Here is a 20,838-nt window from a genome sequence, read left to right as displayed (position 1 = left end):
TTCGCCACACACCTCAACCTACCCCTTGCTGATTACGAGGTTCCTGATGAATCCATTGTTCAAACCCTTTGACCTGGCCGGCACTCAGTTGGCCAATCGCGTGGTCATGGCCCCCATGACTCGCGCCAGGGCACTGGCGGATATTCCAGACAAGCACACGATCCTGTACTACGCCCAACGGGCATCCGCAGGCCTCATCATCACCGAAGGCGTGCCAATCTCCCGGGAAGGCTGTGGGTACTTGTTCAATCCGGGGCTGTATACCGATGAACAAACCGCAGCCTGGCGTCGAGTCACTGATGCGGTGCACGCAAAAGGCGGGAAAATTTTCGCCCAGCTTTGGCACGTCGGGCGCATGTCTCATGTGTCGATCCAACCCGACAATGCGGCGCCGGTATCTTCCGTTGCCAAAGCGGCGGCCAAGTCGAATGCCTACGCCTGGGCCGAACCCGGCAAACCCGGCCCCGTCCAGGCGAGCACGCCCAGAGCATTAACCCTCAATGAGATTCATCGCATCACCGCGGACTTTGTCGAGGCTGCGCGTCGAGCAATTGATGCAGGGTTTGACGGAATCGAATTGCATGGCGCCAACGGCTACCTGTTCGAACAGTTCCTCAACGGCGCACTGAACGCTCGCACCGATGCATACGGCGGCTCCGTCGCCAACCGCCAACGCTTTATGCTTGAGACGCTTGACGCTCTAGCCGCTGAGATTGGCCGTGCGCGAGTCGGTGTACGCCTCTCGCCCTTCGGTCGCCTTTTCGACATGCAACCCTATGCCGAAGAAACCGAAACCTGGCTGACCTTGGCGGCCGCGCTGAACGAGCGAAACCTGGCCTACGTGCACCTGAGTGACCAACTCACCATCGGTGCCGAGGCGATTCCCGACGGCTTCGCCGTCAAGTTCCGGGAAGCCTATCGCGGTACCTTGATCGCGGCTGGCGGCTTCACCCGTAACAGCGCCGAAGCCACACTGGATAAAGGCGATCTGGATCTGATCGCGTTCGGTCGTCCGTTCATTGCAAACCCGGACCTGGTCGAACGCATGCAACACGACTGGCCAATCGCCGAAGGCGATCGCACGACCTACTACGGCGTCAATGACTCCGTCACCCGGGGTTACACCGACTATCCCGTTTACAAAACAACCTCGGCGAATTTTTCCGCCCCTCAGTGACCACGAGCGAATGGCACGATAGCCGAGCAGGTGCTGCCACCGTTCAGCGCAGCAGCGCCTGCGCCACGCTTCTTGACTGAACCGCTGGCGACGCTTCGCTCACGGTCGAGGTGACCATCATCGCAATAATCGACTTGAGCGCCAGTTGCCCCACGGGCTGGCCCTGACTGTCCGTCACCACCAGCTCATCGAGTCCCGCTTCAACCAGTCGTTTTACCGCCGATTCGAGTGAGGTCCCCAGCGGCACCGTCAGCGTTGCGCCGGCCTTCACCGACACAAACGGGCGCATGATGGCCTCGACGCCGATTACCCGGCCCCGATTCACTTCCTTGACGAAGTTGGCGATGTAGTCGTCGGCGGGGTTCATGACGATCTCCTGGCGGGTGCCTTGTTGCACCACCTCACCGTCCCGCAGGATCGCGATGCGATCACCAATGCGCAGCGCCTCATCCAGGTCATGGGTAATGAAGACGATGGTCTTCCTGATCTCTTTCTGCAGGTCCAGCAGCACCGATTGCATGTCCATACGGATCAGCGGATCCAGGGCCGAGAACGCCTCATCCATCAACAGGATCGGTGCGTCGCTAGCCAATGCCCGGGCCAGGCCGACACGCTGTTGCATGCCACCGGACAGCTGATTCGGATAGTGCCGCTCGTACCCCTTGAGGCCGACCCGCTCCAGCCAGCCCATGGCAATCTCCACTTGCCTGCCACGGGCCATGCCCTGGATCTCCAAGCCGTAGACGGCATTCTCGAGCACGGTCCGGTTCGGCAGCAGCGCGAACTTCTGGAACACCATGGAAATGCTGTGCCGGCGAAATTCCCGCAACTCGTGGGGGCTCATCTTCAGCACATCCACGCCACCGACCATGACTTCGCCGGCCGTGGGCTCGATCAGGCGGTTGATATGGCGGATCAAGGTCGATTTGCCCGACCCGGACAGCCCCATGATCACCTGGATGCCGCCGGACGGCATGCTGATATTGATGTCCTTCAGGCCCAGCACATGACTGTGCCGGCTCAGCAGCTCGGCCTTGCTCATGCCCTGCTTGACCCGTTCGATGCTGGCCTGCGCCTGGTAACCGAAGATCTTGTAGAGATGTTTGATTTCGATGCCGAAATCATCGCTCGGATTAGTGGCCATGGACCCGCTCCAGGTGCTTTTGCAGTCTTCTGCCGTAGGCCTGGCTGACCCGGTCGAAGATCACCGCAATGCCGACAATCGCCAGGCCGTTGAACATGCCCAGGGTGAAGTACTGGTTGGAAATGGCCTTGAGCACCGGTTGTCCGAGCCCCTCGACCCCGATCATCGAGGCAATGACCACCATGGCCAGGGCCATCATGATGGTCTGGTTGATCCCGGCCATGATCGATGGCAATGCCAGCGGCAGCTGGACATTTTTCAGCTTCTGCCAGCTGGACGAACCAAAGGCGTCGGCGCACTCCAGCATCTCGGCATCGACGTGGCGGATGCCGAGATTGGTCAGGCGGATCATCGGCGGCAAGGCATAGACCACTACCGCAATCAGCCCGGCGACCTTGCCGATGCCCAGCAACATCACCACCGGAATCAGATAGACGAAACTGGGCAAGGTCTGCATCACGTCCAGCACCGGGCTGACCAGGTCGCGCAGACGATTGGAGCGAGCCATGGCAATGCCCATGGGCAAGCCGATAACGATGGATATCACGGTGCAGACGAAGATCATCGACAGGGTTTTCATCGTGTCGGTCCACATGTCCAGATAGCCGATTGCCAACAGCGTGAACACGCAACCCAGGACGATTCGCCAACTGCGACTGGCGAACCAGGCAATCAGCGCCACCAGGACAATGATCAGCGGCCACGGTGTCGTGGTCATAAACCGTTCGGACTGATTGAGGAACAGTTGCAACGGCTGGAAAAAAGCCTCAAAGCCATCGCCGTAGGTACTGGTGAAATGGCGAAAGGCCCCGTCAATGACCTTTTTCAAGGCCCGGAGTCTTTCATCATCCATATGTGGAAAGCTGAGCAACCACTCCATGACATTCCCCTTTCGTAGAAGACCGTAAGAACGCTGGCAGGTCATTTCAATACATGGGTGTTTTTATTGTTGTCGCCGCCAAAGGGTCAATGCAGCCCGTCGCAACGGACTGCATTGACCCATGAGATTACAGCGCGGCCTTGATCTTGCTCGACGCTTCAGGGCTGACCCACTGACTCCACAGCGCTTCGTTGTTTTTCAGGAAGTACTTGGCGCCCTCCTCGCCGGTGGCCTGGTTATCGGTCATCCAGGCGATCAGCTTGTTCACCGTGGTATTGGACCAGGCGCGCTTGTTCAGGTAGGCCATGACGGTGGGCGAACGCGCGGCGAAGGACTTGGTGGTCAAGGTATAGACCCGATCGATTGGCCAGCCGTTGGGTTTCGGATCCGGGCAGTCGGCAACCGTGTTGCAGCGCTTCCATTCCACCGGATCGACCGCATGGCCATTGTCCAGTTTCACCATAGGGTACTTGCCCAGCAAGGCGGTGGGTGCCCAGTAGAAGCCCAGCCAGGGCGCCTTGCGTTCGTAGGCTTTGGCGATGGAGCCGTCCAGCGCCGCCGCCGAGCCGGTATCCACCAGCACAAAACCGGCCTTCTCGAAGCCGTAGGCCTTATAGAACTGGCTAGTGACCACCGTACCACCCCAGCCTTGCGGACCGTTGTAAATCGCGCCTTTTTTTGCGTCGCCGGGGGCCGGAAACAGTTCAGGATGTTTTTTCACATCATCGAAACTCTTGAGGTCCGGATGGGCGTCGGCGATGTATTTCGGAATCCACCAGCCCTGCGAGCCGCCATCGGACAAGGAGTTCGCCGCCTGAATCAGGTTACCGCTCTGAATGCCCGTCCTGACGACCTCGGGCACCAGGTCGATCCAGCCTTCCGGGGCGATGTCGGGCCGGCTTTTTTCCGCCATCGAGGTGATGGTCGGCACCGTATCCCCGGTGACCAGGCTGGCATTGCAACCGTAGCCGGCGTTAAGGATCAACTTGTCGACGTTGGCCATCACCTCGGCCGATTGCCAGTTCATGTTGGCGATGGTCACATCGCCACATTCCGCCGCTGCCGCCCAGCCACTGAAGGCGACGATCCCCAGGGCAAGTCCCGTCTTCGAGAAAGACTTTATATTCATAAACGCTAACCTCGATTGCGGCCAGAGTTAGGAAGGGCCAACTACCGCGTCATCGGACCTTCTTGGGTGTCAGCAGAATGGACAAATGGACCCATGGCGTTGGCGACCGAGGCCGCCGAATCCAGACCTGCTTTTATTGTTTTATCGAAGCCGCCGGCAATCATGGCCTCAAGGCCCGCGGCGGTGACGCCGCGGTAACTGATGAGTGTCTGCAAGAGTTCATCGACGCGGTGGCCGTTGCCGATCAATTGGCTGGCATCCACCACCACCGCGTTCACCGCACGCTGGGCAATGGCGGCAGGCAAACCAATGCCCAAGGCATGTTCGAGCAGGCTGCGCGCCAGCAACGCCGGGTACGCCGGCCCGGTCCCCACCAGCGCCGTCAGGTAGTTCAGATGACCTTCACTGAAGACCTGGTCGGCACCGCCGACGGTTTCGAACAGCCGCTGGGCAAAGGCTTTCTGCGGGTCGCTGACCGCTTGCGCGGCCAACCAGGGCGTATAGGACTTGCCGATTTCCGCGGCGGCATTGGCCATGGCGCGGATCACCTGGCGGCTGCCGGTCAGCGCCATCACCTCAGCCATGGGCACACCGGCCATCAAGGAAATCACCAGGCGGTTTTCAGCGAAAATCTCCACCTCGGTAAACTGCTCGGGGCGTACGGCGAGGATGACCACCTCACAACGCTCCACCAGGGCCTGGTTGTCGCGTGTCAGCGTCACCTGCGACCACTTGCCACTCGGTAACGGGTTGCGGCCGCTACGGTTCGAAAGCACCAACGCATCGGGCTGGATAAATGCCTGGTCGAGCATCGCCAGGGCGATCGAGCGGCCAAGCCATCCCGATCCACCGATAATGCCTATCGTGGGTGCTTCGAACATATGAACCTGCCGTCGTCAGTCAGAAGTCGCGGTCATTGCGGGTTGGGGTGACGCGTCATCCGTGACATAGCCATGGCGGGCGTAGAAACGTTTCAATTCACGCTCCAACGGTTCCTGGCCAGTGAATATCTTCACGTACTCGGGAATCCGCCGCATCCGCTCGCCGATGTCCTCCCGGGTGTTGGTGCTGATGTAGCCGATCTGTGTCAGGTAGATCGTTCGCGCCCGCACATCGGCGGCGTCGAAGTCATAGTCGAAACCCATGAACATCCGGATCAAGGCTTCACGTCGGGCGATGTCGGCGACCCGGATATGTTCGGCCACTTCAGCGGACTGCAAGGCCCAGCTGCGCATGGCGAATTCAAACTGTGAATCGAACAGCTCGGGGTTCAGCCAACAGTCGAAAACGTTGAGCATCGCCTCGGCAATGCTCTCGGCATAACACTCGGTCTGGGCAACCAGGTTGCCGGTGTTCTTCACCCGCCAACGCTCGATCAAGGCGCCGAGCAGCTCTTCGCGATCCTTGAAAAACCAGTAGAAACTGGTGCGCGACAGCCCCAGCTTCTTCGCCAGCGGCATCACCCGTACCGTGTCGACACCGCACTCGGTCAGGCTTTCATACGCGGCATCGAGCCACCCTTCCAGGGACCCTCTCCAACCGCTTTCTACTGCTTTGGATTGTTCGTTCATGGCTCGATCCTAATCGCTCACCCGACACTGCGCAAGCAAAATGTACACCTATGTCCAGCTTGTTGACACAGGTGTACATTTCGCCCTACCGTAATTTCAACCTAGGTCCCTGCCCTGTTCCGGAGAGTCTTGACGATGCTGAATGATCCGCTCCTCCAGCCCTATCAGTTGAAGCACCTGACTCTGCGTAACCGCATCATGACCACCGCGCACGAACCGGCCTATCCGGTGGACGGCATGCCCAAGGAGCTGTATCGCGCCTATCACGTGGAGCGGGCGAAGGCCGGCGTGGCCCTGACCATGACCGCGGGGTCGGCCGCGGTTTCCCGTGACAGCCCGCCGGTGTTCAACAACATCCTCGCCTACAAGGATGAGGTGGTCGGCTGGATGCGCGAGCTGGCCGATGCCTGCCACGAGCATGGCGCCGCGGTCATGATCCAGTTGACGCACCTGGGCCGACGCACGCGCTGGGACAAGGGCGACTGGCTGCCCGTGGTGTCACCGTCGTTCGAACGCGAAGCCTCGCATCGCTCCTTCCCGAAGAAAATGGAAGACTGGGATGTGGAACGCATCATCAAGGACTATGCCGACGCCGCCGAGCGGATGCAGGCCGCCGGTCTGGATGGCATCGAGCTGCAAGCCTACGGGCATCTGATGGATCAGTTCTGGTCACCGCTGACCAACGACCTCGATGCGCCCTATGGTGGTTCCATCGACAATCGGCTGCGCTTTACCTTCGATATTCTGCGTGCCATCCGCCAGCGCGTCGGCCAGGCGTTTATCGTCGGAGTGCGCTATACCGGCGACGAGCAACTGCCCGGGGGCCTGACCCGAGCCGATGGCCTGGACATCTCCAGGCGCCTGAAAGACAGCGGCATGGTGGACTTTCTCAACGTCGTGCGCGGGCATATCGACACCGACGCCGGCTTGACCGACCTGATTCCGATCCAGGGCATGCGCAACTCACCGCACCTGGATTTCGCCGGAGAGATTCGCGCCGCCACCGACTTCCCCACGTTTCATGCGGCGAAGATCCCGGACGTGGCCACCGCCCGCTACGCCATCGCCTCGGGCAAGATCGACATGGTCGGCATGACCCGCGCGCACATGACCGATCCGCATATCGTGCGCAAGATCATCGAGGGTCGCGAAGAGGATATTCGCCCCTGCGTCGGTGCCAACTATTGCCTGGACCGGATCTACCAGGGCGGAGCCGCCTACTGCATCCACAACCCGGCCACCGGCCGCGAAACCAGCATGCCCCATGACATCCCCAAGGCGTCGCGCCAGCGCAAGATCGTGATTGTCGGCGCCGGGGTCGCCGGACTGGAAGCGGCGCGCGTGGCCGCGGAACGAGGTCATGAGGTTGTGGTGTTCGAAGCCGCCAACCAGGCCGGTGGGCAGGTTCGACTCACCGCGCAATCGGAACGGCGACGGGAAATGATCAGCATCGTCGAGTGGCGCATGGCCCAGTGCCTGGCGCGCGGCGTAAGCTTTCGCTTCAATACCTGGGCCGAAGCCAGCACCGTGCACGACGAAAACCCGGACGTGGTGATCATCGCCACCGGCGGCCTGCCCCACACCGAGATTCTCTCGGCCGGAAATGAGCTGGTGGTCTCGGCCTGGGACATTATTTCCGGGGATGTGAAGCCAGGGCGCAATGTCCTGCTGTTCGACGATGCCGGTGATCATGCCGGCCTGCAAGCCGCCGAGTTCATTGCCAAAAGTGGCGCGAAAATCGAAATCATGACGCCGGACCGAACCTTCGCCCCGGAAGTCATGGCGATGAACCTGGTGCCCTACATGCGCTCGCTGCAAGCGCTGGATACCACCTTCACCGTCACCTTCCGCCTGCTCGCGGTCGAGCGCGAGGGCACCGAGCTGCTGGCGACCATCGACAGCGACTATGGCAGTGCGCGCAAGGTCCGGCGCGTCGATCAGGTGGTGGTCAACCACGGCACCCGACCGCTGGACGAACTGTATTTCGAGCTGAAAACGGCGTCCAGCAACGGTGGCGTGGTTGAGCAGCAGGACCTGATCGTCGGCCACCCGCAACAGCTCGTGACCAACCCGGACGGTCGCTTCCAGCTGTTCCGCATCGGCGATGCGGTGGCGGCGCGCAACACCCACGCCGCGATCTACGATGCCTTGCGACTGGTCAAGGACTTGTAAGCCAACCCGCTCCCAGGTGAAGAACATGCCAGACAATGAAGCCCCATCCTGGGAAATCAGCGCCAAGAACGGTATTCAAGGCCCGGTCAGGGGCTCGCTTTATCATTCGTCTTCCACTGATGAATGGCTGCCAACGGCGGCTGCAGGGTTTTGGATCAAGCCGCTGTTCGAGGACCCCGAGCGCGGTGAAAAGACCCTGTTGATGAAGGTCGATCCCGGCGCCCAGGTCGCCAGCCACACCCATGCCGGGGAGCTGGAGCAGTTATTCGTACTACAAGGCTCATTCTTTGATCAGGATCGAACCCTGAATGTCGGCGACTACTGTTGCCGTGCGCCGGATGCGGCACACAGTGCGGGTTCGGCACAGGGGGCTATTTTGCTGTTGATTTATACCCGCCGGTGAATAGAGGCCGCAGACGAGGCATCCCGCCCAAGTCCGTTGCCCCGGGGGCTGCGCGCGCGCCTACAGAGCTGACACCACAACGCCCAATCCTGGATCAAAGCCATCCGCACCGCACTATCGCCAGGCCAGATAAATATGTATATTCGAATATACGAATATTCATATGTTTTATGAGGCAGCGCCATGAGCCTTTCCCCCGCCACTGTCTTCAAATGCCTTGGTGACGAGACCCGCGCTCGAATCATGCTGATGCTCTGCGAACAGGGAGAGCTTTGCGTCTGTGAACTCATCTGGGCGCTGGACGATAGCCAGTCGAAAATTTCTCGCCATCTTGCACAGCTACGCACCTGCGGACTGCTGGAAGATCGCCGCCAAGGGCAATGGATCTATTACCGCCTGCACCCGCAGCTGGCGGAGTGGGTCGGGGACATTCTCCAGGTGACCCTCAAGGCCAACCAAGCCTGGGTCGACCGGGGCACTGACCGCCTTGCTTCCATGGAAGACCGCCCTGTTCGCCAGGCCGCTTGCTGCTGATCCCGAGACAATCAAAGGTTGGCCGCCCTCCCACACGCCTCACCCCGCTCATGACCCTGGCCACCCAGGCCCCGCGGCTGAGCATCCAAGCCCAGGAGCAAATAATGAAAGTTCTGTTCATGTGTACCGCCAATAGCTGCCGCAGCGTGCTCAGCGAAGGCCTGTTCAACCTGATGGCGCCTGAAGGGATGACGGCAGTCAGTTCCGGAAGCTTCCCGAGCGGACGCTTGAACCCTCGCGCGGTGAGCACCTTGCAAGGGCTTGGCGTGGACACCTCGGGACTCTATAGCAAGGGTTCGGAAAGCTTTGCCGACAATCCGCCGGACCTGGTGATCACGGTGTGCGACAAGGCCGGCGGCGAGCCCTGCCCGGTGTACTTCGGCCCCGCCATCAAGAGCCACTGGGGCCTGTCCGATCCGTCCGAGGTCAGCGGCACCGATGAAGAGGTCCAGGCCGCATTTGACGCAACGGTTGCGCACATCCGCCAGCGATTCAGCGCCTTTTTCTCTCTCAATCCCAAAGCGCTCGGCCCTACGGAGTTGAAGCAGGCGCTGGACCGGATTGGTGAGCTCTGATGAACGACTTTACCCAGGAAAACCCCAGCGACGCGCCGAACCTGGACCTGTCACTGTTCGACGTACCGACCGATGAGAGACTCGCCCAGTACCACCCGCCCGCGCACAAGCCGCGCATTCTTTTGCTCTATGGATCAACTCGCGAACGCTCCTTCAGCCGCTTGCTGACGGAGGAAGCGGCACGCATCCTGACGCTCATGGGCGCCGAAACGGTCATCTTCGATCCGTCCGGCCTGCCCCTGCCCGATGACGCGCTCGCGGACCATCCCAAGGTGCGGGAACTGCGCGAGCGGGTGATGTGGTCCGAGGGCCAGGTCTGGTGCTCGCCTGAACGTCATGGCTCGATGTCCGCCGTGTTCAAGGCGCAGATCGACTGGATTCCCCTGGCGCTGGGAGCGCTGCGGCCCTCACAAGGCAAGACCTTGGCGGTGATGCAGGTGTGCGGCGGCTCGCAGTCGTTCAACACGGTCAACCAGCTTCGCGTGCTGGGCCGCTGGATGCGCATGGTCACCATTCCCAACCAATCCTCCGTGCCCAAGGCGTTCCTGGAATTCGATGAGGCCGGGCGCATGAAGCCGTCGTCCTACTACGACCGCGTTGTCGACGTGATGGAGGAGTTGATGAAGTTCACGCTGCTGCTGCGAGGCCGGGAAGAGTACCTGGTGGACCGCTACTCCGAACGCAAGGAAAGCGCCGAAGCGCTCTGCGAGTGAGTCAAGGCTCTCAAGCAGGGTCATTTCGAAGGACTGGGAAACGGACATGACCGTTCGGCGCTTTTTCTGGCGAGACTGGCAAACCCTATCTAGGGTTACGTCACCGGCGAAATGCCAGTCCGCGAGCGCCAGAAAGACCGCCGCTACCGACAGCAATACCCAAGAAAATCAGGGATGGTTTGTGCCTGCGATTATGTACTCGCTCGCCCTGAGTGACGAGTGATCCCTGCGTTTCGTTGTTTTCTCTCAAGGATAGAAAGATGACCAACGTACAGCCGATGCGCTCGTTTTTTTCCAATCCCCCGCTTGCCACCGATAGTCACAACCCGCTGACCGGCCGCCCCCCCAACCTCTAAAAGTCAGCGTAGGCAACCCAGGGGCGCGATTGAATCGTCGCCCACTGCCGGGGCCTTCGCTCACACGCAGTTGCAAGCCCCCCCTTGTCGACCGGCAGGGCATCTCCACGAAGATAGGTCAGCTTGCATAAGGGTGCCCTCCTTCCCGAAAGGGGGGTATTGGCAACACCACGGAAGGATCCATCGTTATGAACCGTTCAACGTCTCACTTCTCCCCGCCTTACGGGAGCGCCATCCACGACGCAATCGAGGAGGGCAATCTGCAGCAGATGAAAGCGTTGCTGAAGCAACGTGACGCCACGAAGCCGCAACCGAAAGACCTGCAAACCGCGTACGAAAAGCTGGCCAAGGAAGTTTCCCGTTTAGAGAAGCTTTAGGGCCTTTCTCTCAATGCAATGGAGGCAATAACTATGTCTGGTTCTACTGAGCAATTTGTCGGCTTGTTCCCACTCAGCTATCGCATTGGCACCTCGGCCCCGGGCGCGCAAAGCCTGGCGCTCAATCTGCTGGTCTTTACCCCCGAGCAGAGTGTCAGTGGTACTGCCGTCGTCACCCAGGCGATCAACCCGCCGCTCGACCTGCAGTCGGATGTCTGGGGTGAATACACCTACATGACGGTCATGTCACCGGCTGTCAGCAAAATCCTGATTACCGCGCAAGGCAACCACGGCGGCCCAAGCTCGAACTCCGCCGTGAACTTCAAGTTGCACCTGGTGGTGGGCAGTGACTGGAAAGAAGGCGTGGCCAGCTACCAGTACTTTGATGGCCAGCGCTGGGTCAACGTCAACAACGTCCCCGCACACCTCAATGAGCCGGTGCAATCCAGCGTTCTCCCGCCAATGGGCCCTGGCCCGGTCATTCTGCCCTACCCACCCATCATGCCCCTGTACGCGGCGCCTATTCAGAGCGCCATTGCCAGCGGCGACCTGGCCCAGATGAAACACCTGGCCGGCCTCGCCAAACAGCAGTTGGAGCAGCAACCCCAGTTGCAGCGTGCACTGGAAGCCGCGAAGAGCGAAATCAGCAGGCTGGAACGTCGCTGACCGGCGGCTCAATCAGACTGAACTGTCCGCATACAATCAAGGGAGTTGCATCATGTCGATTGGACTTTTTCATACCCGCCTCATTGCACACAACTCACTGCTGGGGGCACCGGTACTCACCCTCGATCTGCTGGTTGATACGGTTCGCAAGACCGTCACCGGGGTTGCCAGTGTTTTTGCAAGTACCTACCCAACGGTGAATTTCCGCGCCCGGGTCTGGGGCAATTACTCCGAGGCCAAGCTGACCGCCTCGGTCGAGAACCACATTGTCCTCACTTTGGCGGGTAGCCCAAGCGGCCCGCTCAGCACTATCGCGCAAACCTTTCATCTCAAGGGTATCCTCGGCGCGGATTGGGCCAGCGGGTTTGTCGACTATCAATACGTCGACCAGGGCCAAGAGCATTACGTCAGGCACGCCGCTGTCAGCCAGGCCCCACACGTGCAGCCCGAACCTGCGCAGCATCACGTATTGCCGCTCTACGCCGTAGCGGTGCAGCAAGCACAAGCCAGTGGCAATCTGGCGCAGCTGAAATCCGTTGTACACCAGGGCGATCAGCAACTGGCTCAGCACAGCGTACTGCAAAGTGCCCTTGAGCAATTGAACGCCGAAATCGCACGCTTGGAAGCGCGCTAAGCCGCTTTGCCCGGGCGCGGCTGATTCAGGTCTCGCCCGGGTATTTACCAGAGGTCAATCCAGTCGCGCCATCGACGCTAGGGACGGCGCGAACACTTCGATGGACTCGCACCCGTGCCCGCGCACAAGGATTTTCCATGTCAGACAGCCGCCCTGCTCGTTACCTCAGTGAGACCGACCTCAAACGCTACGTACCGGTTCATGTGGTCTGGGAAATCACCCTGGCCTGCGACCTTAAATGCCTGCACTGCGGCTCACGCGCGGGCCATCGACGTCCCGATGAACTGAACACCCGGGAATGCCTGGATGTGATCGACTCGCTGGCGGCTCTCGGCACCCGAGAAATCACCCTGATCGGTGGCGAAGCCTATTTGCGCAAGGATTGGACGCAACTGATCCGGGCGATCCACGATCACGGCATGTACTGCGCGATACAAACAGGTGGACGCAACCTGACGCCCGCCAAGATGCAGGCCGCGGTCGAGGCCGGTCTCAACGGTGTCGGCGTTTCACTCGATGGCCTTGCCCCGCTGCATGACGCGGTACGCAATGTGCCGGGCTCCTTCGACAAGGCCGTGGATACCTTGCGACGCGCCAAACAATCCGGGCTCGCCGTGAGCGTCAACACGCAGATCGGCGCGGCCACATTGCCTGATTTGCCGGCGCTCATGGACACCATTATCGAGCTGGGCGCCACTCACTGGCAGATCCAGCTCACGGTCGCCATGGGCAATGCCGTCGATCACCCGGAACTCTTGCTACAGCCCAGCCAGTTGCTTGAGGTAATGCCCTTGCTGGCGCGGCTTTACCGCGAGGGGGTCGATCGCGGCCTGCTGATGAACGTGGGCAACAACATTGGCTACTACGGCCCCTACGAACATATCTGGCGCGGCTTTGGTGACGAGCGCGTGCATTGGAGTGGCTGCGCCGCCGGCCAAACGGTTCTGGCCCTTGAGGCCGATGGCACGGTGAAAGGCTGCCCCTCCCTGGCCACCGTCGGCTTTTCCGGCGGCAACGTGCGCAACATGAATTTGCACGACATCTGGCATTACAGTGAAGGCATGCACTTCGGGCGCCTGCGTGGCGTCGAGGACCTGTGGGGCTATTGCCGAAGCTGTTACTACAACGATGTGTGTCGTGGTGGCTGCACCTGGACATCACACTCCTTGCTGGGCAAGCCAGGCAACAATCCTTACTGCCATTACCGTGCGCTGGACTTGGAAAAACAAGGGCTGCGCGAGCGAATCGTGAAAATCGAGGACGCCCCGCAGGCCTCCTTCGCGGTCGGGCGTTTCGACCTGATTACCGAGCGCATCGACACCGGTGAAAAAGTCAGCAGCGTCAGTGACAGCGGCCAGGTGATCAAACTGGCATGGGCCAATCAAGGGCAGAAATCGCCGGATGAAGGGCGTCTTCCCGTGCAACTGAGCCTGTGCCGTAGCTGCCTGCAATACATCTTTCCTCACGAGTCGAGCTGTCCACACTGCCAAGCGGATGTTGCTGCTGCGCAAGCGCAACACCAGGCAGACCGCGCCAGGCAACAAACCATCATGAATACCCTGGAGGGCATCTTGGGGATTGCGCCCAGCACCTTGATGTAGCTATTGCGCAAGCCATTTTACCGGGGTGCCGCGCAGCGGCAATCGAGCCGCGGCGATCATCGGCTTGATCCAGTCGGCACGCACGAACAGGCAGGGTCCCCATGCCTGTTTGAGCGTGGACGCGGGTAAAGCATCACCGGCAAAGCCCGCGCCACCTGCACTTGTCCTATCCTTCCATCCACCCCCCTACTCCGGACACCAAAATGCCCGCCCCCGAATCCACCCTCCTGCAAAGCTGGCACCACAACGCGCAATCCTGGATCGAAGCCGTCCGCAGCGGCGCCATCGAAAGCCGCCGCCAGGTCACCGACCAGGCCATCCTGCTGGCGGTGCTCGGCCGCCAGCCCGAGCGCGTGCTCGACCTGGGCTGCGGCGAAGGCTGGCTGTTGCGCGCGCTGGAAAAACGAGGCATCGACGCGGTCGGGGTGGACGGCGATGCGACGCTGGTCGAGGCGGCACGGGCGGCGGGCTCATCGCCGGTGCATGTGGCCAGTTATGCCGCGTTGGTGGAGGCGAAGGTGGACATCGGCAGCAACTACGAGCTGATCTGCGCCAACTTCGCCCTGCTGCACCAGGACATCATCCCGCTGCTCGCCGCCATGAACACCCTGCTCGCCCCTGGCGGCGCGCTGGTGATTCAGACGCTGCATCCGTGGACCGCGGCAGCAGGCGACTATCAGGATGGTTGGCGGAACGAAACCTTCGAGGGGTTCAAAGGGCAATGGCAACCCATGCCATGGTATTTGCGCACCTTGTCCAGTTGGCTCAATGCACTGGACATGGCCGGTTTTCGGCTGGCGCGCCTGCAGGAGCCGCAGCACCCGCAAAGTCCTGTGCCGCAGTCGTTGTTGTTGGTGGCCGAGAAATGCCAGTGAGCCACGCAGCGGGTCTGGGTGGCATTGGCAACGCCGCTACGCCGGGCCAGCTCGCGCTGAGACATTTTGTAGCTTTCGCGTACCAACTTGAGTCGTGAGCCGGTGTCCATGACAGCCTTATGTAAGCACTACTTAAGGGTGATCGGGGGGTGGATGGCCGCCGGCCGGGTTGACGCTAGATTCCAAAACGGTCGCGCAGGGCGTAATACACGGCGCCCATGGCGGTGAGCGGTGCCTGGAAGGTCCGGCCACCGAGCATTGGCATGTGCGGCAAGGAGGCGAACGCATCGAAACGTTCGGCGTCGCCGCGAATCACTTCCGAGATCAATTTGCCGGCCAGGTGCGAGCAGGTGACACCGTGGCCGCTGTAGCCCTGCATGTAGTAGGCGTTTTTCTCGATGCGGCCGAATTGCGGCATGCGTGACATGGTCAGCAGGAAATTGCCGGTCCAGCGATAGTCGATTTTCACGTCCTTCAATTGCGGGAAGGTCTTGAGGATCTTCGGTTTGATCAGCTGCTCGATATCGTCCGGTTCGCGGGCACCGTAGACCACGCCGCCGCCGTACAGCAGGCGGTGGTCGGCGGTCAGGCGGTAGTAGTCGAGCAGATAGTTGCAGTCTTCGACGCAATAGTTGTGGGTAATCAGACTACGGGCGACTTTTTCCGAGAGTGGCTCGGTCACGACAATTTGCGAACCGCAGGGCATGCTTTTGCGGGTCACGCGGCTGTCGAGGTCTTGAGGCAGGTAGGCGTTACCGGCGATCAGCAGGTACTTGGCCCGAACCACGCCTTTGCCGGTGCGCACGCTGATCGGCTCGCCGTAAGTGATGTCCAGGGCCGCCGATTGCTCGAAGATCTTGCCGCCCAGGCCGATGAGGGCCAAGGCTTCACCGAGTGCCAGGTTCAGCGGGTGGATGTGCCCACCCTGCAGGTCCAACAGGCCGCCGACGTAGTTGTCGCAGCCCACTTCACGCTTGATGTCGGCCGCGTCGAGCATGGTCAGACTCTTGTTGCCGTAGCGCTCCCAGCTGCTTTTCTGCTCGGCCAGGCCTTTGAGCTGCTTCTTGTTCAGCGCGGCAAAAATCCCACCCGGACGGTAATCACACTGGATGTCGTAGTGTTGAATGCGCTGACGGATGATGTCAGCACCTTCGAAAATCATGCTGCCAAGCACTTCGGCGGTCTTGTCGCCGTAGCGCGCCTCGATGACATCCACGTCACGGCTGTAGGAGTTGACCAGTTGACCGCCGTTGCGACCGCTGGCACCAAAACCGACTTTGGCGGCTTCGAGCACGGTCACGCTGTAGCCCGCTTCGGCCAGGAACAGGGCCGAGGACAGGCCAGTGTAGCCGGCACCGATCACGCAGACATCACATTCCAGCAACTCCTCAAGAACCGGGAAGTCGCCTGTGTGATTGCGGGTCGCGGCGTAATAGCTGTTTACATGAGTTTGTTTCATAAAATTCTCCGATGGCCGCCGGCACAGGCTGTGCGACCGCCGTTGCAAAGGTGTCAGAGCTTGATCCAGGTTGCTTTGAGTTCGGTGTACTTGTTGAACGCATGCAACGATTTGTCTCGACCATTACCCGACTGTTTGAACCCGCCAAACGGCGCGGTCATGTCGCCGCCGTCGTACTGGTTGACCCAGACGCTGCCGGCGCGCAAGCCACGAGCAAAGGTGTGGGCCTTGCTCAGGTCACTGGTCCACACGCCGGCGGCCAGGCTTGCAGTGCTTCCACCAGCGACCCAATGAAAGGCCAGAACGTCGACGTCCATGTGCAACGCCAGCGCTTTGCCGACGCGGTGACCGAAGCCCGGCAGGACGTTGAACACGCCTTTCGGGATGCCGGCATCCAGCGCCAACTGAGCGATGCGAATAGCCGTCAGTGGCGATTTTTCCGAAGGTTTGAGGATGAACGAGTTCCCGGGTGATAGGGCCCAGTTGGTCGTGCGGTGTGGCCGCGACCTCGTCGTAGATCTTGTCGATCGCTTCGGCGCTCCAGCGGATCGCGTTGGCGGTCGCCGGAATGTCGATGGCCATGGCGTTGCTGATCGGTTTGCCCATGTCCAGGGTTTCCAGCAGCGCCAGTTCTTCCTGGTTTGCCAGAATCAGGTCGGCGAAACGAATCAGGATACGCTTGCGCTCGGCCGGAGCGAGTGTTTGCCATTGAAGTGACTCGACGCAGAGAAACAAGTTAATGACGGCTAGTCAGCCCATCAGACCGTGTGCAGGTACCAGTTGTACTCAAGGTCCGAGATAGAGTTCTCGAACTCGGCGAGCTCGCTTTCCTTGCACGCCACGAATACGTCGATGTACAGCGGGTCGATGTATTTGGCCATGACTGCGCTGTCGTCCAGCTCGCGCAAGGCATCACGCAGGTTGTTCGGCAGGCTCTGTTCGTTTTGCTCGTAGCTGTTGCCTTCCACCGGTGGGCCCGGTTCGATTTCGTTGGTCAAACCGTGGTGAATACCGGCCAGAACGGAAGCCATCAACAGGTACGGGTTGGCATCGGCACCGGCCACCCGGTGTTCGATGCGCACGGAATCGGCGGAACCGGTTGGCACACGCACCGCCACGGTACGGTTGTCGATGCCCCAGCTCGGCGAGTTCGGTACATAGAACTGCGCACCGAAACGCCGGTACGAGTTGACGTTCGGGCAAAGGAAGGCCATCTGCGCCGGCAGGGTCTCGAGCACACCGCCGATCGCGTGACGCAGTGCGGCGTTCTGCTCGGGATCCTCGCTGGCAAAGATGTTGTTGCCCTGCTTGTCGAGAATCGAAATGTGCACGTGCAGACCATTGCCCGCCTGGCCCGGATAGGGCTTGGCCATGAAGGTGGTGTCCATCTCATGGTCGTAGGCAATGTTCTTCACCAGGCGCTTGAGCAGCACCGCGTAATCGCAGGCCTTGATCGGATCGGAGACGTGATGCAGGTTGACTTCGAACTGCGCCGGGGCGCTTTCCTTGACGATCGCATCAGCCGGGATGCCCTGCTCTTTCGCACCTTCAAGGATGTCTTGCAGGCAGTCGACGTATTCGTCGAGATCATCGATCAGGTAGACCTGGGTCGACATCGGACGCTTGCCGGACACCGGCGAGCGAGGCGATTGCGGACGGCCGTTCACGTTGTCCTGGTCGATCAGGTAGAACTCGAGTTCAAAGGCCGCGCAAATGGTCAGGCCCATGTCATCGAATTTGCTGACGACCTGGCGCAACACTTCCCGTGGGTCAGCGAAGAACGGCTGGCCTTCAAGTTCGTGCATGGTCATCAACAGCTGCGCGGTCGGGCGCTTCTGCCAAGGCTCGATGCAGAGGGTATTGGGGATGGGGTAGCAGATTCGGTCCGAGTCGCCGATATCCAGGCCCAGGCCGGTGCTTTCCACCGTCGAACCATTGATATCCAGGGCAAACAGTGACGCCGGGAGGTTGATGCCTTTTTCGTAGACCTTGTGGAGACTGGTGCGCTCGATACGCTTGCCGCGCACCACGCCGTTCATATCCGCAATCAGAAGGTCGACGTACAAAACCTCAGGGTATTTCTTAAGGAATGCGTTCGCTTCATTGAGCTGAACGGCACGCAGGGGGACCGACATGAGGCACCTATTGTGTTAATTATTATGTTCACCGCCCTTTCACGAAGCCAGTCAATCCGAAAGACAAAGTGAAGTCAATAGCGAACATACGACCTTAAATCGTTATTTTTTTGGCCATTACAGGGCACTTCAGCGTCAAATCAGGCCTGACGCACAGATAAATCATCAGTATCCGACGCTCAGCGTTTAGAATTTTTTACACGAGAGTTGTTAATTAAAATTAACAAGGCTAAGCTCCGGAAAAGCTCGTTCAAGTGTGAAACTTCGAGGTGATAAAAATGGCACTCAAGCCATTGATCGGCGTTACTGCGTGCGTCAAACAGATTGGCCTGCACCCCTACCATGTCAGCGGCGACAAGTACTTGCGTGCGGTCAGCGGCGCGGCGCAAGGGCTGCCGGTGATCATTCCGTCTCTGGCTGAACTGACCGAAATAGATGAGCTACTCGCGCATCTGGACGGTTTGTTACTGACTGGCTCGCCGTCGAATGTGGAACCCTTCCACTACCAAGGCCCTGCCAGCGCAGCCGGTACGGATCACGATCCGGCACGCGATGCCACGACCCTTCCTTTATTGCGTGCGGCCATTGCCGCGGGCGTTCCGGTGCTCGGCATCTGCCGCGGCTTTCAGGAAATGAACGTGGCGTTCGGTGGCAGCCTGCATCAGAAGGTCCACGAACTCCCGGGTTTCCTCGATCACCGCGAAGCGGATCATCCGGACCTGGCCATGCAGTACGCACCGGCTCATGCGGTCAACGTGCAAGCAGGCGGCGTATTCGACGCGCTGAATCTGCCTCGGGTGTTCCAGGTCAATTCGATTCACAGCCAAGGCATCGACAGGCTGGCTCCCGGTCTGCGTGCCGAAGCCGTCGCTCCGGATGGCTTGATCGAAGCGATCTCCGTCGAGCACAGCCAGGCGTTTGCCGTCGGCGTGCAATGGCACCCGGAATGGCAGGTCCTGAACAACCCGCCCTACCTGAGTATTTTCCAGGCGTTCGGCCAGGCATGCCGGCAACGGGCGGCGCTTCGCGATACGCGCTGACTGACGAAACAACCACTCAACGATTCAACTGCCCCCGTGAAACGGACGGGCGTGCCTTGGCGCGCCAGTCCCTCACGACAACAACACGCCGCGATAACAACAAGCACGACCAGGCAGCCAGGATGGCGGCGCCGAATCAGCCCGCTCGCCGCGGGCTTGCAATCAACTATTAAGTCAGGCCGTGTTGGTCTGGCGACTGAAACCTGTTGGGAGTTTCACATGGCAAACGCCTCCAGCATCTATAGGAAGGCTCTTGAAGGTCACCAGGCACCGAAACAGGTACTGGTCAAAATCGACAGGGTCACGAAGAAGTTCGATGAGACGATTGCCGTGGACGATGTGTCCCTGGAAATCAAGAAGGGCGAGATCTTCGCCCTGCTCGGCGGATCGGGTTCGGGCAAATCCACCTTGCTGCGCATGCTCGCCGGTTTCGAGCGTCCGAGCGAAGGGCGGATTTACCTCGACGGTGTCGACATCACCGACCTGCCGCCCTATGAGCGGCCGATCAATATGATGTTCCAGTCCTACGCCTTGTTCCCGCATATGACCGTGGCGCAGAACATCGCCTTCGGCCTGCAACAGGACAAGATCCCCAAGGCCGAGATCGACGCCCGCGTGGCCGAAATGCTCAAACTGGTGCAGATGAGCCAGTACGCCAAGCGCAAGCCACACCAGCTTTCCGGTGGCCAGCGTCAGCGCGTGGCCCTGGCCCGTTCGCTGGCCAAGCGGCCGAAGTTGTTGTTGCTCGACGAGCCCATGGGTGCTTTGGACAAGAAGCTGCGCTCGCAAATGCAGCTTGAGCTTGTCGAGATCATCGAGCGCGTCGGTGTGACCTGCGTCATGGTGACCCACGACCAGGAAGAAGCCATGACCATGGCCGAGCGGATCGCCATCATGCACCTGGGCTGGATCGCCCAGATCGGCAGCCCGATCGACATCTACGAAACCCCGACCAGCCGCCTGGTCTGCGAGTTCATTGGTAACGTCAACATCTTCGAAGGTGAAGTGGTGGACGACGCCGAAGGTTACGCGCGGATCGCCAGCCCGGAGCTGGAGCGCGACATCTACGTCGGCCATGGCATCAGCACCTCGGTGCAGGACAAGTCGATCACCTATGCGATTCGCCCGGAAAAACTGCTGGTCACCCTGCAGAAACCCGAGTGCGAGCACAACTGGTCCAGCGGCAAGGTCCACGACATCGCCTACCTGGGTGGCCACTCGGTGTTCTACGTCGAGCTGCCGAGCGGCAAACTGGTCCAGTCCTTCGTCGCCAACGCCGAGCGTCGTGGCGCACGACCGACCTGGGGTGACCAGGTCTATGTCTGGTGGGAAGACGACAGCGGCGTGGTACTGCGCTCATGAAACTCAAGTCCCTGGTGCAACGAATAATCCCCAGT

Annotated in this window: 20 protein-coding genes and 2 pseudogenes; 13 read left to right on the top strand and 9 right to left on the bottom strand. The window is 60.3% G+C overall.

Annotated elements, in window-relative coordinates:
- Positions 1-46 precede the first annotated feature (46 nt).
- On the top strand, positions 47-1,177 hold the full coding sequence (locus AC07T0_RS19475) for an alkene reductase (RefSeq protein WP_495002756.1): 1,131 nt from the start codon (positions 47-49) through the stop codon (positions 1,175-1,177).
- A gap of 43 nt (positions 1,178-1,220) precedes the next feature.
- Here AC07T0_RS19475 and AC07T0_RS19470 read toward each other — a convergent pair whose 3' ends face one another.
- The 5 genes from AC07T0_RS19470 to AC07T0_RS19450 form a co-directional block, all read right to left on the bottom strand.
- Positions 1,221-2,321 carry a quaternary amine ABC transporter ATP-binding protein gene (locus AC07T0_RS19470; protein WP_495002755.1) on the bottom strand — a complete coding sequence of 367 codons (1,101 nt, stop codon included), beginning with the start codon at positions 2,319-2,321 and terminating at the stop codon, positions 1,221-1,223.
- A complete protein-coding gene (locus tag AC07T0_RS19465; RefSeq protein WP_495002862.1) occupies positions 2,311-3,174 on the bottom strand; it encodes an ABC transporter permease in 864 nt (287 codons plus the stop codon). Before AC07T0_RS19465 ends, AC07T0_RS19470 begins: the two co-directional genes overlap by 11 nt.
- Positions 3,175-3,328: 154 nt before the next feature.
- On the bottom strand, positions 3,329-4,330 hold the full coding sequence (locus AC07T0_RS19460; RefSeq protein WP_495002754.1) for an ABC transporter substrate-binding protein: 1,002 nt from the start codon (positions 4,328-4,330) through the stop codon (positions 3,329-3,331).
- Positions 4,331-4,371: 41 nt separating this feature from the next.
- Complete coding sequence (locus tag AC07T0_RS19455) at positions 4,372-5,211, bottom strand: pyrroline-5-carboxylate reductase family protein (RefSeq protein WP_495002753.1); 840 nt, start codon at positions 5,209-5,211, stop codon at positions 4,372-4,374.
- 15 nt (positions 5,212-5,226) lie between these two features.
- Positions 5,227-5,901 (bottom strand): TetR/AcrR family transcriptional regulator, encoded by a 675-nt coding sequence (locus AC07T0_RS19450; protein WP_495002752.1) that lies wholly within the window; start codon positions 5,899-5,901, stop codon positions 5,227-5,229.
- Positions 5,902-6,036: 135 nt separating this feature from the next.
- On the opposite strand from AC07T0_RS19450, the gene AC07T0_RS19445 reads away from it, so the two are divergent.
- The 10 genes from AC07T0_RS19445 to AC07T0_RS19400 all read left to right on the top strand — a co-directional run bounded on the left by AC07T0_RS19445 (position 6,037) and on the right by AC07T0_RS19400 (position 14,807).
- The gene (locus tag AC07T0_RS19445) at positions 6,037-8,073 is read left to right on the top strand and encodes an oxidoreductase (RefSeq protein ID WP_495002751.1); all 2,037 of its coding nucleotides are present in this window, start codon (positions 6,037-6,039) and stop codon (positions 8,071-8,073) included.
- Positions 8,074-8,098: 25 nt separating this feature from the next.
- A complete protein-coding gene (locus tag AC07T0_RS19440; RefSeq protein ID WP_495002750.1) occupies positions 8,099-8,476 on the top strand; it encodes a cupin domain-containing protein in 378 nt (125 codons plus the stop codon).
- Positions 8,477-8,659: 183 nt separating this feature from the next.
- A complete protein-coding gene (locus tag AC07T0_RS19435) occupies positions 8,660-9,010 on the top strand; it encodes a metalloregulator ArsR/SmtB family transcription factor (protein WP_495002749.1) in 351 nt (116 codons plus the stop codon).
- Positions 9,011-9,114: 104 nt separating this feature from the next.
- Positions 9,115-9,585 carry an arsenate reductase ArsC gene (locus AC07T0_RS19430; protein ID WP_495002748.1) on the top strand — a complete coding sequence of 157 codons (471 nt, stop codon included), beginning with the start codon at positions 9,115-9,117 and terminating at the stop codon, positions 9,583-9,585.
- Positions 9,585-10,298, top strand: coding sequence for an arsenical resistance protein ArsH (arsH, locus tag AC07T0_RS19425; RefSeq protein ID WP_495002747.1), 714 nt, complete (start codon positions 9,585-9,587; stop codon positions 10,296-10,298). Before AC07T0_RS19430 ends, arsH begins: the two co-directional genes overlap by 1 nt.
- A 544-nt stretch (positions 10,299-10,842) precedes the next feature.
- Positions 10,843-11,031, top strand: a complete 189-nt coding sequence (locus tag AC07T0_RS19420) for a DUF1843 domain-containing protein (RefSeq protein WP_495002746.1) — start codon at positions 10,843-10,845, stop codon at positions 11,029-11,031.
- A 33-nt stretch (positions 11,032-11,064) separates the two neighbouring features.
- Positions 11,065-11,697, top strand: coding sequence for a DUF1842 domain-containing protein (locus AC07T0_RS19415; RefSeq protein ID WP_495002745.1), 633 nt, complete (start codon positions 11,065-11,067; stop codon positions 11,695-11,697).
- A gap of 52 nt (positions 11,698-11,749) precedes the next feature.
- Positions 11,750-12,331: a DUF1842 domain-containing protein gene (locus AC07T0_RS19410; RefSeq protein WP_495002744.1), complete on the top strand. Its 582-nt coding sequence runs from the start codon at positions 11,750-11,752 to the stop codon at positions 12,329-12,331.
- A 137-nt stretch (positions 12,332-12,468) separates the two neighbouring features.
- Complete coding sequence (locus AC07T0_RS19405) at positions 12,469-13,932, top strand: GDL motif peptide-associated radical SAM/SPASM maturase (RefSeq protein ID WP_495002743.1); 1,464 nt, start codon at positions 12,469-12,471, stop codon at positions 13,930-13,932.
- A gap of 203 nt (positions 13,933-14,135) precedes the next feature.
- On the top strand, positions 14,136-14,807 hold the full coding sequence (locus tag AC07T0_RS19400) for a class I SAM-dependent methyltransferase (protein ID WP_495002742.1): 672 nt from the start codon (positions 14,136-14,138) through the stop codon (positions 14,805-14,807).
- Between the two features lie 17 nt (positions 14,808-14,824).
- Here AC07T0_RS19400 and AC07T0_RS19395 read toward each other — a convergent pair.
- The 4 genes and pseudogenes from AC07T0_RS19395 to AC07T0_RS19380 form a co-directional block, all read right to left on the bottom strand.
- Positions 14,825-14,917 (bottom strand): annotated as a pseudogene (locus AC07T0_RS19395) (helix-turn-helix domain-containing protein); the annotation flags it as partial.
- A 65-nt stretch (positions 14,918-14,982) separates the two neighbouring features.
- Positions 14,983-16,266 (bottom strand): NAD(P)/FAD-dependent oxidoreductase, encoded by a 1,284-nt coding sequence (locus tag AC07T0_RS19390; protein ID WP_495002741.1) that lies wholly within the window; start codon positions 16,264-16,266, stop codon positions 14,983-14,985.
- A 53-nt stretch (positions 16,267-16,319) separates the two neighbouring features.
- A pseudogene (locus AC07T0_RS19385) lies at positions 16,320-16,986 on the bottom strand (aldehyde dehydrogenase family protein); the annotation flags it as partial.
- A gap of 38 nt (positions 16,987-17,024) precedes the next feature.
- The gene (locus AC07T0_RS19380) at positions 17,025-18,401 is read right to left on the bottom strand and encodes a glutamine synthetase family protein (protein WP_495002740.1); all 1,377 of its coding nucleotides are present in this window, start codon (positions 18,399-18,401) and stop codon (positions 17,025-17,027) included.
- A gap of 278 nt (positions 18,402-18,679) precedes the next feature.
- On the opposite strand from AC07T0_RS19380, the gene AC07T0_RS19375 reads away from it, so the two are divergent.
- Positions 18,680-19,441: a gamma-glutamyl-gamma-aminobutyrate hydrolase family protein gene (locus AC07T0_RS19375; protein ID WP_495002739.1), complete on the top strand. Its 762-nt coding sequence runs from the start codon at positions 18,680-18,682 to the stop codon at positions 19,439-19,441.
- Between the two features lie 219 nt (positions 19,442-19,660).
- Positions 19,661-20,803: an ABC transporter ATP-binding protein gene (locus AC07T0_RS19370; protein ID WP_495002738.1), complete on the top strand. Its 1,143-nt coding sequence runs from the start codon at positions 19,661-19,663 to the stop codon at positions 20,801-20,803.
- Positions 20,804-20,838 lie beyond the last annotated feature (35 nt).

The sequence above is a fragment of the Pseudomonas sp. GW821-FHT04D07 genome (genome assembly GCF_059420225.1).
The sequence above is the reverse complement of the archived record's forward strand: the minus strand, read 5'-3'. Positions and strand labels throughout refer to the sequence as shown.